General features: G+C 66.9%; 16 protein-coding genes. 6 read left to right on the plus strand and 10 right to left on the minus strand.

Features of this window, described 5'->3' with window-relative positions:
* Positions 1-12 precede the first annotated feature (12 nt).
* The 4 genes from BM388_RS02430 to cynR form a co-directional block, all read right to left on the minus strand.
* Entirely contained in the window at positions 13-900 is an 888-nt protein-coding gene (locus BM388_RS02430; protein WP_089846845.1) for a 2-hydroxy-3-oxopropionate reductase, read from the minus strand.
* 177 nt (positions 901-1,077) lie between these two features.
* Entirely contained in the window at positions 1,078-1,854 is a 777-nt protein-coding gene (hyi, locus tag BM388_RS02435; RefSeq protein ID WP_089847035.1) for a hydroxypyruvate isomerase, read from the minus strand.
* Between the two features lie 103 nt (positions 1,855-1,957).
* Positions 1,958-3,733 (minus strand): glyoxylate carboligase, encoded by a 1,776-nt coding sequence (gcl, locus tag BM388_RS02440; protein WP_089846847.1) that lies wholly within the window; start codon positions 3,731-3,733, stop codon positions 1,958-1,960.
* Positions 3,734-4,076: 343 nt separating this feature from the next.
* On the minus strand, positions 4,077-4,970 hold the full coding sequence (cynR, locus tag BM388_RS02445; RefSeq protein ID WP_089846848.1) for a transcriptional regulator CynR: 894 nt from the start codon (positions 4,968-4,970) through the stop codon (positions 4,077-4,079).
* A gap of 111 nt (positions 4,971-5,081) precedes the next feature.
* Here cynR and BM388_RS02450 point away from each other — a divergent pair, with 111 nt between their 5' ends.
* Together BM388_RS02450 and cynS are read left to right on the plus strand one after the other, a co-directional pair.
* The gene (locus tag BM388_RS02450) at positions 5,082-5,741 is read left to right on the plus strand and encodes a carbonic anhydrase (protein WP_089846850.1); all 660 of its coding nucleotides are present in this window, start codon (positions 5,082-5,084) and stop codon (positions 5,739-5,741) included.
* 20 nt (positions 5,742-5,761) lie between these two features.
* On the plus strand, positions 5,762-6,232 hold the full coding sequence (gene cynS, locus BM388_RS02455) for a cyanase (RefSeq protein ID WP_089846852.1): 471 nt from the start codon (positions 5,762-5,764) through the stop codon (positions 6,230-6,232).
* A gap of 202 nt (positions 6,233-6,434) precedes the next feature.
* Here the strand turns inward: cynS and BM388_RS02460 are convergent, their stop codons facing one another.
* The 6 genes from BM388_RS02460 to BM388_RS02485 all read right to left on the minus strand — a co-directional run bounded on the left by BM388_RS02460 (position 6,435) and on the right by BM388_RS02485 (position 12,720).
* Entirely contained in the window at positions 6,435-7,208 is a 774-nt protein-coding gene (locus tag BM388_RS02460) for a 2-keto-4-pentenoate hydratase (protein ID WP_089846854.1), read from the minus strand.
* Positions 7,209-7,210: 2 nt separating this feature from the next.
* On the minus strand, positions 7,211-8,641 hold the full coding sequence (gene hydA, locus BM388_RS02465; protein ID WP_089846856.1) for a dihydropyrimidinase: 1,431 nt from the start codon (positions 8,639-8,641) through the stop codon (positions 7,211-7,213).
* A gap of 244 nt (positions 8,642-8,885) precedes the next feature.
* On the minus strand, positions 8,886-10,187 hold the full coding sequence (locus BM388_RS02470) for a TRAP transporter large permease (RefSeq protein ID WP_089846858.1): 1,302 nt from the start codon (positions 10,185-10,187) through the stop codon (positions 8,886-8,888).
* Positions 10,184-10,810, minus strand: a complete 627-nt coding sequence (locus BM388_RS02475) for a TRAP transporter small permease subunit (RefSeq protein WP_089846860.1) — start codon at positions 10,808-10,810, stop codon at positions 10,184-10,186. Before BM388_RS02475 ends, BM388_RS02470 begins: the two co-directional genes overlap by 4 nt.
* Before the next feature lie 52 nt (positions 10,811-10,862).
* The gene (locus BM388_RS02480; RefSeq protein WP_217641035.1) at positions 10,863-11,906 is read right to left on the minus strand and encodes a TRAP transporter substrate-binding protein; all 1,044 of its coding nucleotides are present in this window, start codon (positions 11,904-11,906) and stop codon (positions 10,863-10,865) included.
* A 76-nt stretch (positions 11,907-11,982) separates the two neighbouring features.
* A complete protein-coding gene (locus BM388_RS02485) occupies positions 11,983-12,720 on the minus strand; it encodes a maleate cis-trans isomerase family protein (RefSeq protein ID WP_089846862.1) in 738 nt (245 codons plus the stop codon).
* Positions 12,721-12,912: 192 nt separating this feature from the next.
* Here BM388_RS02485 and BM388_RS02490 point away from each other — a divergent pair, with 192 nt between their 5' ends.
* The 4 genes from BM388_RS02490 to BM388_RS02505 all read left to right on the plus strand — a co-directional run bounded on the left by BM388_RS02490 (position 12,913) and on the right by BM388_RS02505 (position 16,782).
* Complete coding sequence (locus BM388_RS02490) at positions 12,913-13,611, plus strand: GntR family transcriptional regulator (protein ID WP_089846864.1); 699 nt, start codon at positions 12,913-12,915, stop codon at positions 13,609-13,611.
* 341 nt (positions 13,612-13,952) lie between these two features.
* Complete coding sequence (locus tag BM388_RS02495) at positions 13,953-14,951, plus strand: TRAP transporter substrate-binding protein (RefSeq protein ID WP_089846866.1); 999 nt, start codon at positions 13,953-13,955, stop codon at positions 14,949-14,951.
* Complete coding sequence (locus tag BM388_RS02500; RefSeq protein ID WP_089846868.1) at positions 14,948-15,505, plus strand: TRAP transporter small permease; 558 nt, start codon at positions 14,948-14,950, stop codon at positions 15,503-15,505. Before BM388_RS02495 ends, BM388_RS02500 begins: the two co-directional genes overlap by 4 nt.
* Complete coding sequence (locus BM388_RS02505) at positions 15,502-16,782, plus strand: TRAP transporter large permease (protein WP_089846870.1); 1,281 nt, start codon at positions 15,502-15,504, stop codon at positions 16,780-16,782. Before BM388_RS02500 ends, BM388_RS02505 begins: the two co-directional genes overlap by 4 nt.
* The last annotated feature ends 47 nt before the right edge of the window (positions 16,783-16,829 follow it).

A 16,829-nucleotide genomic window follows, 5' to 3' on the forward strand; every position in this document is an offset into this window, starting at 1 on the left:
ACGTGTCGTCACTCAGTCCTGGCCGATCTCGTGGTTGGCCAGAGACTCCAGGGCCCGGACCATGCCGGCATGATCCCAGTCGGCGCCATCTTGCGCGGCACAGGCCTGGAACAGCTGCTGGGCGTTGGCGGTGCCGGGCAGTGAGAGGTTGAGGGTGCGCGCGCCTTCGAGTGCCAGGTTCAGGTCCTTCTGGTGCAGCTTGACCTTGAAGCCCGGATCGAAGGTGCGCTTGATCATGCGCTCACCGTGCACGTCGAGGATCTTCGACTGGGCCAGGCCGCCGAGCAGCGACTCGCGGACCTTGGCCACGTCGGCGCCGGCCTTGGAGGCGAACAGCAGACCCTCGGAGACCGCCTCGATGGTCAGGGCGACGACGATCTGGTTGGCCACCTTGCAGGTCTGGCCGGCGCCGTGTCCACCGATGTGGGTGATGGTCTTGCCCATTACCTCGAGGACCGGTGTGGCGCGCTTGAAGCCCTCTTCGGTGGCACCGACCATGATGGTCAGCGCGGCGTTAATGGCGCCGCCCTCGCCGCCGGAGACCGGGGCGTCGACGTACTCGCCACCCGCCTCATGGACGCGCTTGGCGAACTCCTGGGTGGGGATCGGCGCGATGGAGCTCATGTCGATCACCAGGGTGCCGGGCTTCAGGCCCTCGATCACGCCGCCCTCGCCGAACAGCACGTTCTCGACGTCCGGGGTGTCCGGAACCATGGTGATGATCACCTCGGAGGCCTCGGCGACCGCCTTGGGATCGGCGAGCGCCTGCATGCCCTTGGAGGCCAGGGTCTCGTCAAGGGTACCGCGCTTGACGGTGGTCAGTTCGTGGCCGGCGTCCAGCAGGTGGCCCGCCATGGGACGACCCATGATGCCCAGTCCAATAAATCCGATCTTGCTCATGATATCTCTCCTGTCACTTGCGTGATGCGTCGCATTGTTTCTCGATCTTTCCTGGTGCGAAACGCGTTACGAGCGATGGCAGGTCGGTCGCCGCCGGAGCGGAGGAGCCGGAGTGTACGTCAGTACATGAGGACTCCGAGCACCGCCGGCGATCGAGAAGCCGAGCGCAGTCACGTTTCAGCGAACGCCGTCCAGCCAGCCCAGGCCTTCCTGGGTGCCCGCCTTGGGCTTGTACTCGCAGCCGATCCAGCCGTCATAGCCGAGACGATCGAGGTGCGCGAACAGGAAGGGATAGTTGATCTCGCCGGTGCCCGGCTCGTGGCGGCCGGGGTTATCGGCCAGCTGCACGTGGGCGATGCGCGCGAGGTTCGCCTCGATGGTCGGGGCCAGATCCCCTTCCATGATCTGCATGTGATAGATGTCGTACTGCAGCTTCAGGTTGTTCGAGCCCACCTCGTCGAACAGCGCCAGGGCCTGGGCGGTGCGGTTGAGGAAGAAGCCCGGGATGTCGCGGGTGTTGATCGGCTCGGCGATCAGCAGGATGCCCTCGGCCGCGAGCTTCTCGGCGGCGAAGCGCAGGTTCTCGACCAGCGTCTGGCGCGCCTGATCGTCGCTGACGTTTTCGGGCTTGATGCCGGCCAGGCAGTTGACCTGGGTGTTGCCCAGCACCTTAGCGTAGGCGATCGCGCGATCGACGCCCGAGCGGAATTCCTCGACGCGATCCGGATGGCAGGCGATACCGCGCTCACCCGCGCCCCAGTCGCCGGCCGGCAGGTTGAACAGCACCTGGGTCAGGCCGTTGTCGTCGAGACGACGCTTGATATCGGCGGCCTCGAAGTCGTACGGGAAGAGGTACTCCACGCCCTTGAAGCCGGCCTTGGCGGCGGCCTCGAAGCGGTCGAGGAAGTCGACCTCGGTGAACAGCATGCTGAGATTGGCGGCAAACTTGGCCATGTGCATCTCCCTGTCTCTTTTCATGTATTTCAGCGGTCTTTCCGGAGCGCTCGCCGCCGGTCCCCACCGGCGGCGAGCCTCCTGCCCTTCAGCGAAGAGCGGCTCAGCGCAGGGCGGCGATGGAGCTCGGAGCGTCAGCGGGATTCTCGGCCAGCGACTCGAACTCGTTGATGCCACCCAGGTCGGTGCCCATGGAGATGTTGGTCACCTTCTCGAGGATGATCTCGACCATCACCGGCACGCGATGCTCCTTCATCAGCTCACGCGCCTCGGCGAAGGCCGACGCGATCTGATCGGGCTCGGTGACGCGGATCGCCTTGCAGCCCAGGCCCTCGACCACGGAGACATGATCGACGCCGTAGCCGTTGATCTCCGGGCAGTTGATGTTCTCGAAGGCGAGCTGCACCTGGTAGTCCATCTCGAAGCCGCGCTGTGCCTGGCGAATCAGTCCCAGGTAGGAGTTGTTCACCACCACGTGGATGTAGGGCAGGTTGAACTGTGCCCCGACCGCCAGCTCTTCGATCATGAACTGGAAATCATAGTCGCCGGAGAGCGCGACGATATCGGTATCCGGGTCGGCGCGACGCACGCCCAGGGCGGCCGGGATGGTCCAGCCCAGCGGCCCCGCCTGGCCACAGTTGATCCAGTGGCGCGGCTTGTAGACGTGCAGGAACTGCGCGCCGGCGATCTGCGAGAGCCCGATGGTGCTGACGTAGCGGGTGTTCTTGCCGAACGCCTTGTTCATCTCCTCGTAGACGCGCTGCGGCTTGACCGGCACCTCGTCGAAGTGGGTCTTGCGCAGCAGGGTGCGCTTGCGCTCCTGGCACTCTTCGGCCCAGGCGCTGCGATCCTTGAGCTTACCCTCGGCCTGCCACTCGCGGGCCACTTCGATGAACAGCTCGAGCGCCGCCTTGGCGTCGGAGACGATGCCATAGTCGGGGCCGAAGATGCGCCCGATCTGGGTCGGCTCGATGTCCACGTGAACGAACTTGCGATCCTTGGTGTAGGTCTCGAGCGTGCCGGTGTGGCGGTTGGCCCAGCGGTTGCCGATGCCCATCACGAAGTCGGACTCGAGCATGGTCGCGTTGCCGTAGCGGTGCGAGGTCTGCAGGCCGACCATGCCCGCCATCAGGCGGTGATCGTCGGGAATGGTGCCCCAGCCCATCAGGGTCGGAATCACCGGCACCCCGGTCAGCTCGGCGAACTCGGTGAGCTGGTCGGCGGCATCGGCGTTGATGATGCCGCCCCCGGCCACCAGCAGCGGCTTGTCGGCCTCGTTGAGCATGCCAAGCGCCTTCTCCACCTGGGCGCGGCTGGCGGCCGGCTTGTAGGCGGGGAGCGGCTCATAGGTGTCCGGGTCGAACTCGATCTCGGTCATCTGCACGTCGATGGGCAGGTCGAGCAGCACCGGACCCGGACGCGAGCTGCGCATCAGCTGGAAGGCCTGCTGGAAGGCGCGCGGCACCTGGGCGGCCTCCAGCACGGTGACTGCCCACTTGGTGACCGGACCGGCGATGGCCTGGATGTCGACCGCCTGGAAGTCTTCCTTGTGCAGCTTGCCGGTCGGTGCCTGGCCGGTGATGCACAGGATCGGGATGGAGTCCGCCGAGGCAGAGTAGAGCCCAGTGATCATGTCGGTGCCGGCCGGGCCGGAGGTACCGATGCACACGCCGATGTTGCCCGGCTGGGTGCGAGTATAGCCCTCGGCCATGTGCGAGGCGCCTTCGACATGGCGCGCCAGCACGTGATCGACGCCTCCGACCTTGCGCATCGCGGCGTAGAAGGGGTTGATGGCGGCGCCGGGCACCCCGAAGGCGACATCGACGCCCTCCTTGCGCAGCACGTGAATGGCAGCTTCCGCGGCGGTCATGCGAGCCATGACGATTCCTCCAGTGGCGGGTTTTATTCTTTGGAAAATATTTCTGTATACAGAGACTAGGCGCCACTCCCGGGGTCCGTCAAGATTTTCTGGAAAACATTTCCAGCTTATTTTTCGGCGAAAAAACTCACTTATATATCAGGTGGTTGTCGAGATATAAAATGTTCACCGCGGCAATGGCATGCCGCTTCATCATCCGCGCCGCACCGACGACTGTCGGCACAGTCTTCAGATTTATGTATGCAATCCTTCGGCATTGTGGCGACAGATCGCGCCCGACGGCAGCGGGGCACGGCGTTTCGCGGGGGTAGCGAGGGTGGCGATGGCGTAGCCCGACCGGGGGTCAGGGCGACGGCGCGAGGTCTCGACAGTGCTCCAGGGCCAGATCGACGAAGGCGCGCGCCGCGGCGGTGCGATAGGCGCCCCGGCGCTGCAGCAGAACGGCCGTGCGAAAGAAGGAGGCCGGCTCGAGGGCCAGGGCCAGCAGGTCGTCGTGTTGCCGGACGATCGGCTCCGGCAGCAGGGTCGCCAGAGACGTTCGGCGCACGATCTCGACCACCGCGCTGATCGAGTTGGCCTCCATCATCACCCGGGGATAGACGCCGTGCTGGCGGCAGTAGCGATCGATGCGCTCGCGGGTGGCGAACTCGTCATCGAGCAGGATCATCGGCTGGGCGTCGAGCCGGGCGAGCGCCACGCGCGCCTGCCCGGCCAGTGGATGCTCCCGCCCCACCCCCAGGGTCAGCGTCTCGACGAGCAACTCGGTCGCCTCGAGATCCGCGGAGTGCACCTCGTCGAAGGCGATCCCCACGTCGATCCGGTCGTCGTTGATCAGCTCCTCCATGCGCTCCTGAGACATCTCGCCGACGCTCAGCGTGATCTCGGGATAGCGCGCGTGGAAGGCGGCGACGAGCGGGCCCACCAGGTAGGCGGTGAAGGTCGGCGTGATCGCGAGGCGCAGGCTGCCCTCGCTGAGGTCGCCGACGTCGTGGATGGCGCGCTCGCCCGCCTCCAGATCCTTAAGGGCGAGCCGGGCGAAGCGCGCGTAGACCTCGCCGGCATCGGTGAGGCGGATCGCGCGCCCGGAGCGGTCGAACAGCGGCGCCCCCAGCCGCTCCTCGAGCTGCTTGATCTGCTGAGAGAGCGCCGGCTGGGAGACGTGCAGGGCGGCGGCCGCCCGGGTGAAGCCGCGGTGCTCGGCGACGGCGAGGAAGTAGTGGATATGACGCAGCAGCATGCCTGATTACCATAATTGATACTTATGGCTATCATTGTATATGGGTCTTTTACCTTATCGGAAGGCGGGCGTAGATTTCCCTGCATCGCAACGACGCAGACGGAGCCCACCATGCAGGACATCATCGACGGTTTCTTGACCTTTCAGCGCGACGCCTTCCCGCAGCGCGCCGCCCTGTTCCAGGATCTGGCCTCCCGACAGGCGCCTCGGGCGCTGTTCATCTCCTGCTCCGACAGCCGCCTGGTCCCGGAGCTGGTCACCCAGCGCGAGCCCGGCGACCTGTTCGTGATCCGCAACGCCGGCAACATCGTGCCCTCCTATGGCCCGGAGCCCGGCGGCGTCTCCGCCGCGGTGGAGTATGCGGTGACGGCCCTAGGCGTGGCCGACATCGTGATCTGCGGCCACTCCGACTGCGGCGCCATGACGGCCATCGCCAGCTGCCAGTGCATGGAGCACATGCCCGCCGTCGACAAGTGGCTGCGCTACGCCGACTCCGCGCGGATCGTCAACCGGGCACGCCACTACGACAGCGAGCGTGAACGCGTCGATGGCCTGGTCCGCGAGAACGTGATCGCCCAGCTGGCCAACATCAAGACGCATCCCTCAGTGTGCTTCGCCCTCGATGAGGGACGCCTGGCCCTGCACGGCTGGGTCTACGACATCGCCTCGGGCCAGATCGACGCCCTCGACGCCCGCACCAACACCTTCGTTTCCCTCGCGGACCACACCACGGCCCGCGCCACCCCCGAGCAGCTGCCCGCAGCTGTCTGATCACCCAAGGAGATACCATCATGCTGCAATCCCAGAACCGCCAGGCCGCCCGTCAGGCACTGACCGACCGCGTGCTGATCGCCAAGGCCAGGAAGGACCTGTCGTTCGCCGAGATCACCGCGGGCACCGGCCTGAGCAAGGCCTTCGTCACCGCCGCGCTGCTGGGCCAGCACCCCCTGCCCGTAGAGGCCGCCGAGGTCGTGGGCAAGACCCTCGAGCTCGACGCCGACGACGTGGCGCTGCTGCAGACGATCCCGCTGCGCGGCAGCCTCGAGGAAGCCATCCCCAGCGATCCGACCGTCTACCGCTTCTACGAGATGATTCAGGTCTACGGCACCACCCTCAAGGCCCTGGTGCACGAGGAGTTCGGCGACGGCATCATCAGCGCCATCAACTTCAAGCTCGACGTGCAGAAGGTGGAAGATCCCGAGGGCGGCTCCCGCGCGGTGATCACCCTCGACGGCAAGTTCCTGCCCTACAAGCCGTTCTGAGCGGCCTCCCCTCTCACAAGAGACTCACAAGAGACTCCAGAGCAACGCCCAGCGACTCCCGAGCCAGCGCCAGGCGGCGGTGGCTCGGATCGCGAAGGCTCGAGAGGGCGAGATTCGAGAGGGAAAGACACAGCATGACGCGACGAACCGCGGCGCCTTCGAGGCGCCACGGTTCGTCGCGTCCAGGCGGCGCGAGGTCAGGCTAGTCGAGATCCAGCGTGGCCTCGCCGATGCCGGCGAAGGCGAGCCTTGCCCGCTGGCCGGCGCGCATCTCCACCACGCCGTTGAAGGTGCCGGTGGTGATCACCTCGCCGGCCGCGATGCCCTGCCCCGTGGCCGCCATGTGGTCGTTGATCATCTCCACCAGCAGCCGCGCCGGGTCGCCGCCCGGGTGGCCGCCCTGGCCGTCGAGCACCGTTTCGCCGTCGAGCTCGAGGCGGTAGGCGGCGTCGCGCATCTGACGAAGGTCCCCCGCCGGCGCCGCCTCGCCCAGCACGAAGGCGCCGTGGCTGAGCCCGTCGGCCAGCTGCCAGAGCGCCGGCACCGCCGGCCACTCGTCGAAGCGGCTGTCCACCAGCTCGATGGCCGCGTGCAGGCTCGCGACGCGGGGGACGACCTCGTCAAGCCGATAGGGCGTCTCGCGAAAAGGCAGAGCCTCGCCCATGACCACGGCGAGCTCCGGCTCCAGGAAGACGCGATGGAAGGCGTCACGCGAGAAGCACGCCGGAGAGACCTGGCTCCACTCGGCGAACAGCCGCGAGTAGCGTGGCGTCTCGCCCGGCACGATACCGCCGAGCTTCCAGCCGCTGGGCGTGCCCAGCGCGGCCGATACCCGCGCCTGGACGGCATAGGCCGTGCGCTCGTCCGCAAGCGCCAGGTCGGTCGGCACCGGGATCATCGCTCCGGGGGGATAGGCCGCTAGCAGGCGCCTTGCGGCGCGGTCGATCCGCTCGTCGATTCGCTCTTGCTGCGCCATCCTCAGAACCCCTTCGCCTGGCCACGCGGCCGGGCGGGCGTGGGCTTGTCGCAGGTCAGGAAGCGACCGTGTCCGGCCGGCGCGGTGAAGGCGCCGTCCCGGTAGACCGCCTGGCCGCGGGACAGCGTCAGCACCGGCTTGCCGGTGAGTTCCACGCCCTCGTAGGGGGTGTAGTCGACGGCATGGTGCAGGTCGGCGTTGCGAATGGTGGAGCGGGCGGCGGGATCCCACAGCGTCAGGTCGGCGTCGCTGCCGATGGCGATGGTGCCCTTCTGCGGATAGAGGCCGTAGATCTTGGCCGGGTTGGTCGCGGTCAGGGCCACGAAGCGCGTCGGGTCGATGCGCTCCTTGACCACCCCCTCGGAGAACAGGATCGAGAGCCGCGTCTCGAGCCCCGGGATGCCGTTGGGGATGTGCTCGAAGCTGGCCGATTCGCCGTGCAGCTTCTTGCCCTGGGCATCGTCGTAGCGAAACGGCGCGTGGTCCGAGGAGAACACCTGGAAGACGCAGCTCTCCAGTGCCTGCCATACCGCCTCCTGGGCCGCCTTGTCGCGGGGCGGCGGGCTGCACACGCACTTGGCGCCCTCGAAGCCCTCCTGGTCCAGGTCGGAGGCGGTCAGCATCAGGTACTGGGGGCAGGTCTCGCCGTAGACGCGCAGCCCGCGCCCCTGGGCCCAGCGGATCTGTTCGATCGCCTCGGGGCCGGAGACGTGCACGATCAACAGCGGCACGTCGATCAGCTCGGCCAGCGAGATGGCCCGGTGGGTGGCCTCGCGCTCGGCGATCGCCGAGTGCGCCACGCCGTGGTAGTAGGGCGAGGTCTGGCCCTGGGCCTCGAGCAGCTCGGTCAGGTAGGCGATGCAGTCGGCGTTCTCGGCGTGGACCATGACCATGCCGCCCTCGCGGCGGGCCATGGCCAGCACGTTGAGCACCTCACGATCGTTGAGCTTCAGGTCGTCGTAGGTCAGGTAAATCTTGAAGGAGCTGTAGCCCTCGTTGATCAGCGCCGGCAGCTCCTCCTTGAGCACCGTCTCGGTGGGGTCGGTGACGATCATGTGGAAGGCGTAGTCGATGAAGGCCTTGCCGTCGCTGCGCCGGTGATAGTCCTCCACGGCGGCGCGCAGGCTCTGGCCCTTCTGCTGGGCGGCGAAGGGAATCACCGTAGTGGTGCCGCCACAGGCCGCCGAGCGGGTGCCGGTGTAGAAGTCGTCGGCCATCACCGCGCCGTCGCCGAGCGGCTGGTCGAGGTGGCAGTGGGCGTCGATGCCGCCGGGCATCACCCAGAGCCCCTGGGCGTCGATGATCTCGTCGGCCTCACCCAGTTCCTGGCCCAGGGCGATGATGCACCCGCCCTTGATGCCGATGTCGGCCGTGTAGCGGTCAGCCGCGGTGATCAGCTGGCCGTTCTTGATGATGGTGTCGAAGCGTGACATGTCGCGTGCCTCGTCTGAAGTGTCGGAATGAGCCGGCGCAGAGGCCGACCGGAGCGAATCAGGAATCCTTCCACGGTCCTCGATCGTGATGGGCTTATCCGGCGGCAAGCTTCGCGAGAGCGCTGTAAACCCTTCCCTGGGCGCTACTTTTGCCATCCATGGCAAAAGACCCTCGCGTCGCCTTGCCCCCGGCGCCCGTCAACGTCGAGCGTTAGGAAAGGCCAAAATGGCCATCGGGCATGTCCTAGCCCATGGCCTCGGGCAGCCACAGCACCAGGCCCGGCCAGATGATGATCAGCGCCACGAAGGCCAGCATGATGGCGAGGAACGGCAGGCTGCCGATCATCACGTCGGAGATCGAGCCGCGTCCGCGCACGCCCTGCACCACGTAGAGGTTCATGCCGATGGGCGGGGTGATCAGCGAGATCTCCATCATGATCACCAGGAAGATGCCGAACCACACCGGGTCGAAGCCGAACTGCACCACCATCGGCACCACGATGGGCACGGTGGCGATCATCATCGACAGCGTCTCGAGGAAGCAGCCCAGCACCAGGTAGAAGATCACCAGCGCGAGGATCAGCCCCAGCGGCGAGAGCCCCAGGTCGGCGACCCACTGGGTCAGGGTATGGGGGATGCCGAGGATGCCGACGATGTAGTTGAGGAAGAAGGCCGCCACGATGATCAGCATGATCATCGCCGTGGTCCGCGCCATCGACAGGAAGCACTCGTGGAGCATGGTGAGCGTCAGCTTGCGATTGATCGCGGCCAGCAGCAGCGCGGCGACCACGCCGAGCGCCGCGGCCTCGGTGGGCGTGGCCCAGCCGCTGTAGATGCTGCCGATGACGATGGCGAAGACGAAGGCCGGCGGCAGCAGGTCCACCAGCGAGGCCAGGCGCGCACGCAGCGCCACCCTGGGCTCGCGCTCGCCGGCCACTTCGGGGCGCAGCAGGCTGAAGGCCATGATCGCCAGCATGAAGGCCCCGGCCAGCGCCAGCCCCGGCAGGATGCCGGCGATGAACAGCTTGCCGATGGAGGTGTTGGTGATCGCGCCGTAGATGATCATGTTGATGCTGGGCGGGATCAGGATGCCCAGCGTTGCCCCGGCGGCCAGGGTACCCAGCGCCAGGCGCTCGCTGTAGCCCCGCTCGGCGAAGGCCGGCAGCGCCACGGTGCCGATGGTAGCGGCGGTGGCGACCGACGAGCCGGACATGGCGGCGAACACCGAGGAGGCGCCGATGTTGGTGTGCAGGAGCCCGCCGGGCATGCGGTTGAGCCACACCGAGAGCGCGCTGTACATCCGCTCGGTGATGCCGCTGCGCAGCAGCAGCTCGCCGAGCAGAATAAACAGCGGGATGGCGGTGAGGATGAAGTCGTTGAGGGTACCCCACAGGGTGTCGCCGAAGGAGTAGAGCAGCGGCGTACCCAGGTACATCAGGGTACCCAGGGCGGCGACCGAGAAGATCGCCACCGCCACGTGGATACCGGCCGCCATCATGCCGAGCATGATGCCGAAACCGATCAGGACCTCGAATGCACCGATCATGTCGCGTCTCCTCCCTGGGTGGCGGGGGTGGCGGTGTTGGACACGCTGCCGCCATAGTCCTGCTGGGCCTCGTCCAGCTCATCCTGGGCGCTGCGCGGACCGTAATCCCGGTTGAGCGCACGCACACGACCGGTGACCAGCTGCGCCAGGGCGTGCAGGGCCAGCAGGCTGGTGAGCAGGGCGAAGACCCCCAGGCCGATCACCCACAGGCTCTGGGGAATCCACAGCGGGGTCTGCAGCGGGGTGCTGGCCAGGCTGCCGAACTCCAGGGTCTCGTGGAGGGTCTCGATCGCCCGCCACAGCATGAACAGCGAGAAGGCGGCGAGCATCAGCATCGCCGCGGCGTTGAGCGGCGCCTGCAGCACGGCCGGCAGCCGCGCCATCAGCACGTCGACCCGGGTGTGGGCACGGTGCAGCAGGGCGTAGGCGAAACTGAACGAGACGCCGATCGCCAGCACGTAGCCGCCGATCTCGTCGACGCCCTGCAGGGAGAAGTTGAAGAGCTTGCGCGCGATCACCTCGAAGGTGATCAACAGTGACAGGCCCAGCGCGGCGTAGCCGGCGGCCACGGCGGCGCCGTGGGCCAGGCTGCGGGCGAGCCAGTAGGGATTCCGGGGTAGCATCGGGCACCTCCAGGGGCGCCCCGGCCGCGGCCGGGGCGCGGGTTGACGACGCTTACTGGATGCTCAGGCCGGAGGCCTCACCCACGGTGCGATTCCAGACCGCGGCGCAGTCGTCGTACTGCTTGCTGCAGGTCTCGGCCCACACCGGCAGCACCGCCTCGCTGGTGATCTGCTCGACGAGCTCGCGAGAGCTCGGATCGATCTCCACCAGGTCCATGTCGTAGGCCTCGTGGTTGGTGCAGCTCTCCTGGCCGGTGTTGCAGGCGATGGCGTCATCGTTGACGTCGGAGGCCAGCCCCCACATCTGTTCTTCCAGACGCGCGAAGGCCTCGGTGAGTTCACGCTGCTGCTCCTCGCTGAAGCCGTTCCAGGTGTCGAGGTTCATGAAGTGACCCTGCACCGAGTAGGCCAGCGGCAGCGGCACGAAGGTGTCGGTGACCTCCGGCCACTTGCCGTTATTACCGGCGGAGGGCGCGGTCACGCCGCAGTCGGCCACGCCGCGCTGCAGGGCCAGGTAGACCTCGCTGAACTGCAGCGTCACCGGGATGGCGCCAAGGCCTTCCACCAGGCGTGACATGGAGGGGGTGAAGACGCGCACCTTCTTGCCGGCGAGGTCCTCGACGCCGTCGATGTCGCCGTTGCAGAACATCATCTGCGGGCCGAAGGGCCACAGCGTCATCAGCTTGGCATTGAAGCGCTCCTGCAGGCGCGCATCGAACGCCTCACGCACCGCATCGACCGCCTCGCCCTGGGCATCCAGGCTCGGCGACACGCCGGCCAGGTCGATGCCCTCGAAGAACGGCTCGTCCCGGGAGGCCATGCCGATCTGCACCGACATCACGTCGAAGGCGCCGGAGCGGATCAGGCGCAGGGCATCGGCCGCCTCGACGCCGATGGCGTCCATGGGGTTGTAGACGACCGCCAGGTCGTCCCGAGCATTCAGCTCGTTGAAGAAGGGCCGCTCGACCTGCTCGACGTGCAGCTTGTTGCCGGAGAAATTGCCCACGGTTCGCAGCATGGTCTCGGCCTGGGCCAGGCCGCCGATCAGCAGGCCGCCGGCCATCGATACGCCGAGTGCGATCTGTTTGGGGGTCATGGTTGGCATCGGGTCACCTCGTGATTGGGATTATTGGTGGTGGTCTTGCCGTTGATGTCGGGGAGCGTTGCCGAACTCAGGCCGTCAGGCGCGGATCCTGGAACAGCCCTCCCCAGCCTGTGATGCGAGCGGGATCGATCCCGGCCAGGGCCAGCGTCTTCCACACGGTGACGCTGACCGAGTCGTAGATGGGAATGCCGAGCTCGCGCTCGAGCTCGGGCACGATGCCGGCGCCACGCAGGTTGGTGCAGAGGATGGTGATGGCCTGAGGGTTCGCCTTGGCCACCTCGCGCACCATCTCGGCCAGGGTGGCCTCGTCATACTCGGAGAAGGAGAAGTTGCCGCGATCGTTGAGGTGGCGCTCGGCGACCACCTCGATCCCCTCGGATCGATAGTTGGCGACGATCGCCTCCTGAATGCCGTCGAGATAGGGCGTCACCAGCCCGAGCCGGGTCACCCCGGTGCGCTCGAGCGCCTCGTTGAGCGCCAGCACGCTGGTGGTCGCCGGCGCGCCGGTCACCTCGGTGATGGCGGCGCACAGCCGGCGGTCGGCCTCGAAGCCCAGCCAGCTCGCCGAGGTGCCGTTCCAGGCGATGACGTCCATGCGGGCGTCGTTGAGCAGGCCGGCGGCCTCGAGCAGCGGGGCCGGGTCGAACTGCGCCAGCGCCTGGTCGCTCAGGGAGATCTCCTTGACCGTGAAGCGCTGGAAGTGGGCGGTCACCTCGGGCATCAGCTCGCCGAGCAGGGCCGCGGTATAGGGCTCCAGCACGGTATTCGAGGAGGGAGTGAGCATCCCGATCAGGGTGCGTGACATGGGCAGGATCCTTGTTCTTGTCGGCGTTCGTGTTGGCGTTGTTATTGGACGCGCTTATCGGGCTTCTGGCGTGCTCTGAATTTTGAATTCAAAATATATTATGCAAAGACTCGCACAAGATCCAGATTTTGCAAGTACACTTTTCGGCAACCGGCGACGCGGGTTCGCGTCGCCTCCCAACAGGAGACGTCCATGGACGACACCGCAGATGTGAACGCCCCCGAGGCCCTCGCCGGCTCGGCGCCGCTTCGCCGCCTGTCACTCTACGAGGTGGTGGCGGAGCAGCTTCGCGAGATGGTGCTCGAGGGCGAGCTGTTGCCGGGCAGCCGGATCTCCGAGAAGCGCCTCTGCGAGTCCTTCGAGGTCTCGCGCACCCCGCTGCGCGAGGCCCTCAAGGTGCTCGCCAACGAGGGGCTCGTGGAGCTGTTGCCCAATCGCGGCGCCAAGGTGACCGAGGTGGATCCGCGGGAGGTCGCCGACCTGTTCGAGGTGATGGTGGAGCTGGAAGCGCTCTCCGGGCACCTGCTCGCGCGGCGCGCCGGCGAGGCCGAGATCGCCGAGTTGCGCGCGCTGCACCGGCAGATGCTGGATCACTACCGGCGCCAGGAACGGCCCGAGTATTTCCGCCTCAACCAGCGGATCCACCGCCGATTGGCCGAGATCTCGGGCAATGGCGTGCTGCTCGAGCTCGAGACCGCGCTCAACCTCAAGATCACCCGCGCCCGCTACGCGGCCAACATGAAGCTCGGCCGCTGGGATGAGTCGGCCCGCGAGCACGAGCGCATCCTCGACGCCCTGGAGCGCCGCGACGGCGAGGCCCTGGCCTGCGCCATGCGCGACCACATGCGCAAGACGGGCGACGCGGTGCTCGAGGGCCTGGCATCGCGCTGAGCCCTGCCGGCGCTGGCCGGCCGCTGCCTAGCGCCGGCTGGGCCATCTCCCTCCTCGCCCCTTCGCCCTTTCGATCCATTGCTCCATCGCCCCATCGCCCAGAGGGCCGACTGGAGCCGAGTGCCCTCTCGGCGAGTGATGCGATCGCATGCCCACATGCACCCAGCCGCTTATCTGCTCGGAATTTGTAAAAACACAATCTGATGATTTTATTGAATAAGTAAAAAAACCGTATTCTGTATTTTGAATTTTTAGAAACGCTAGCCTATGGTTTCCCTGAAGCGTCGGCTTGCCCCTGGGCACCCCCCGCTTCCTCCTCAATTGCCGCGAAGGATTTTCGGATGACAACAACAACGCGCACCATTCGTTACACCACCCCCCTGCTGTTGGCCCTGGGCCTCGGCGCGCCGCTGATGGCCGGCGCCGACACCCTGCGCTTCGGTGGCAACTTCACCGACGATCACTCCAGCAGCCGCGCCATGGAGATCTTCCAGGAGCAGCTCGCCGAGCGTACCGACGGCGACCTGACCGCCCAACTGTTCCCCAACATGCAGCTAGGCGGCGCCGGTGAGAACGTCGACCAGGTGAACTCGGGCGCCATCATGGGCACCTGGATCGGCATCTCCTACCTGTCGCGCACCGTGCCCGAGCTCGAGGCGCTGAGCCTGCCCTTCGCCTTCGACAGCCGCGAGGACGCCTTCGCGCTGATCGACGGCGAGGTCGGCGAGCTGCTCGACGAGAAGCTCGCCGAGGCCGGCTTCACGGCACTCGGCTACATGGAGCTCGGCTTCCGCCACGTCACCAACAGCGTCCACCCCCTCGAGACCGTGGAGGACTTCCAGGACCTCAAGATCCGCCTGCAGCCCAACCAGACCCACCTGGACACCTTCCGGGCCATCGGCGCCAACCCGGTCTCCATGGACATCAACGAGGTCTACGGGGCCCTCCAGCAGGGCGTGCTCGACGGCCAGGAGAATCCCTACAGCATCATCAGCACCAAGCGCCTCGACGAGGTGCAGAATTATCTCTCCGATACCGGCCACTTCTACGACTACATCGTGGTGGTCGCCAATCGCGACAAGTTCGAGGGACTGAGCGAGGACGAGCAGCAGGCGGTGAACGAGGCGATGGCCGAGGCGGTGGCCTGGCAGCGCGAGACCGCCGCCGAAGAGGACACGGCGGCCCGCGAGACGCTGATCGAGCGGGGCATGCAGTTCACCCCGATCAGCGACGAGACCCGCAGCGCGCTGCGTGACGCCAGCCAGGGCGTGGTCGATGACCTGCGCGACAAGATCGGCGCGGAGATCGTTGACCGGGTGCTCGAGGAGCTGGGGTCATGACACCCGCCTGGCACCGGCTGGAGGCGCATGCCTCCAGCCCGCTCACCCGCCATTTCCTGCACGGCCTGGCGCTGCTGGATCGCAGCTCCTATTTCGCCATCCTGCTGGCCATGACGCTGATGACCGTGCTGGTCTCGTCCCAGGTGTTCGCCCGCTACGTGCTCGGCACCTCCATCGACTCCGCCGATGAGCTGTCGCGCCTGTGCTTCGTGTGGGCGATCTTCCTGGCCATTCCCCACGGCATCAAGGTCGGCATCCACGTCGGCATCGACGCCCTGGTGAGCCTGCTGCCGAAGAGCGTGCGGGACTCGCTGGCGCGCCTGATGGCGCTGGTCGGCGCCGTGCTGATGGCGGTGCTGGCCTGGATCAGCCTCGGCGCGGTGGCCGACAAGTGGCAGGAGATGATGCCGACCCTGCCGATCACCGCCGCCGTCTTCTACATCGCCGTGCTGGTCTGTGCCGTCCACTGCTGCCTGCACCTGATCGCCCAGGCCTGCCGGCTGGAGCCGCTGCAAAGCGCCCCGCCGGAGCGTCAAGGAGGGATCGCCTCATGACCCCCGCCATCATCTTCACCTTCCTGGGCTTCGCCCTGCTGCGCATGCCGCTGGCCTTCGCCCTGGGCCTGGCCTCGCTGGTCGGCCTCTACGTCGGCGGCATGGACTTCTCGGTGATGCCCCAGCGCATGATGCACTCGGTCAACAGCTTCCCGCTGATGGCCATCCCGCTGTTCATGCTGGCCGGCGAGCTGATGGTTGCCGCCGGCATCCTGCAGCGCCTGGTCGACTTCGCCAACTCGCTGATCGGTCGCGTCCACGGCGGCCTGGCCCACGTCGCCATCGTCGCCGGCATGGTGCTGGCTGCGGTCAGCGGCGCCGCGGTGGCCAGCGCCAGTGCGCTGGGCAGCTCGCTGGTGCCCTCCATGCGCCAGCAGTACGACACCGGCTACAGCAGCGCCGTGGTGGCCTCGGCCGCCAACCTGGGCGCCATCATCCCGCCCAGCAACGCCATGATCATCTACGCCCTGATGGCCGGCTCCTCGGTCTCGGTGGGCGGGCTGTTTATGGCAGGAGTCATACCCGGTGTGATTCTTGCTGTGGGCTTTATGGGCCTGGCGAGCTTCCTGTCGATGCGCCGCGGCTATCCGCTGGTCGGCGGCGTGGTGGGGCTGCGCCACGTGCTGGTGCAGACCTGGCGCGCGCTGCCGATCCTGCTGATGCCCATCGTGGTGGTCGGCGGCATCGTCGCCGGCGCCTTCACCCCCACCGAGGGGGCCGCCATCGCCGTGGTCTATGCGCTGCTGATCGGCTTCTTCGTGACTCGCCAGCTGCGCCTCTCGGACCTGCCCAAGGCGATGTTCAACGCCGCGGTGACCGCCGCCATGGTCGGCGCGCTGATCGCCTTCGCCTCGACGATGACCTTCGCCTTCACCATCGACCTGATCCCGATGCAGCTCACCAACTGGATCCAGGGACTCACCGACGACCCGCTGATGTTCCTGCTGCTGGTCATGGCGCTGCTGATCGGCGTGGGCATGTTCATCGAGTCCAACGCCGCCTACATCATGCTGGTCCCGCTGCTGGCCCCCATCGCCCTGGCCTACGGCGTCGACCCGCTGCTGTTCGGCTTCCTGTTCGTGATGAACCTGGTGGTCGGCATGATGACGCCGCCGGTGGGCGTGCTGCTGTTCGTGATGTGCGGCATCTCCAACCTCAGCCTCAACGAGCTGATGAAGAGTGCCTGGCCGTTCATCCTCTTCCAGTACGCCGTGCTGATCGCCTGCATCGCCTTCCCCGGCATCGTCACCTGGCTGCCCCGCACCCTGGGCTACTGACGAACACCCGACCATAACGAGAACGCCGCGCCGCCTACCCTCACGGG

Origin of the sequence: Halomonas saccharevitans, from assembly GCF_900116405.1 — a bacterium.
Lineage (GTDB): Bacteria > Pseudomonadota > Gammaproteobacteria > Pseudomonadales > Halomonadaceae > Halomonas > Halomonas saccharevitans.

Excerpts from the sequence above, each read along its gene's own strand:
- BM388_RS02430 (WP_089846845.1), bottom strand. The coding sequence starts at position 900 with ATGAGCAAGATCGGATTTATTGGACTGGGCATCATGGGTCGTCCCATG.
- BM388_RS02450 (WP_089846850.1), top strand. The coding sequence starts at position 5,082 with ATGCAGGACATCATCGACGGTTTCTTGACCTTTCAGCGCGACGCCTTC.
- hyi (WP_089847035.1), bottom strand. The coding sequence starts at position 1,854 with ATGGCCAAGTTTGCCGCCAATCTCAGCATGCTGTTCACCGAGGTCGAC.
- cynS (WP_089846852.1), top strand. The coding sequence starts at position 5,762 with ATGCTGCAATCCCAGAACCGCCAGGCCGCCCGTCAGGCACTGACCGAC.
- cynR (WP_089846848.1), bottom strand. The coding sequence starts at position 4,970 with ATGCTGCTGCGTCATATCCACTACTTCCTCGCCGTCGCCGAGCACCGC.
- BM388_RS02480 (WP_217641035.1), bottom strand. The coding sequence starts at position 11,906 with ATGACCCCCAAACAGATCGCACTCGGCGTATCGATGGCCGGCGGCCTG.
- BM388_RS02470 (WP_089846858.1), bottom strand. The coding sequence starts at position 10,187 with ATGATCGGTGCATTCGAGGTCCTGATCGGTTTCGGCATCATGCTCGGC.
- BM388_RS02495 (WP_089846866.1), top strand. The coding sequence starts at position 13,953 with ATGACAACAACAACGCGCACCATTCGTTACACCACCCCCCTGCTGTTG.
- BM388_RS02500 (WP_089846868.1), top strand. The coding sequence starts at position 14,948 with ATGACACCCGCCTGGCACCGGCTGGAGGCGCATGCCTCCAGCCCGCTC.
- BM388_RS02505 (WP_089846870.1), top strand. The coding sequence starts at position 15,502 with ATGACCCCCGCCATCATCTTCACCTTCCTGGGCTTCGCCCTGCTGCGC.
- BM388_RS02490 (WP_089846864.1), top strand. The coding sequence starts at position 12,913 with ATGGACGACACCGCAGATGTGAACGCCCCCGAGGCCCTCGCCGGCTCG.
- hydA (WP_089846856.1), bottom strand. The coding sequence starts at position 8,641 with ATGTCACGCTTCGACACCATCATCAAGAACGGCCAGCTGATCACCGCG.
- BM388_RS02485 (WP_089846862.1), bottom strand. The coding sequence starts at position 12,720 with ATGTCACGCACCCTGATCGGGATGCTCACTCCCTCCTCGAATACCGTG.
- BM388_RS02460 (WP_089846854.1), bottom strand. The coding sequence starts at position 7,208 with ATGGCGCAGCAAGAGCGAATCGACGAGCGGATCGACCGCGCCGCAAGG.
- BM388_RS02475 (WP_089846860.1), bottom strand. The coding sequence starts at position 10,810 with ATGCTACCCCGGAATCCCTACTGGCTCGCCCGCAGCCTGGCCCACGGC.
- gcl (WP_089846847.1), bottom strand. The coding sequence starts at position 3,733 with ATGGCTCGCATGACCGCCGCGGAAGCTGCCATTCACGTGCTGCGCAAG.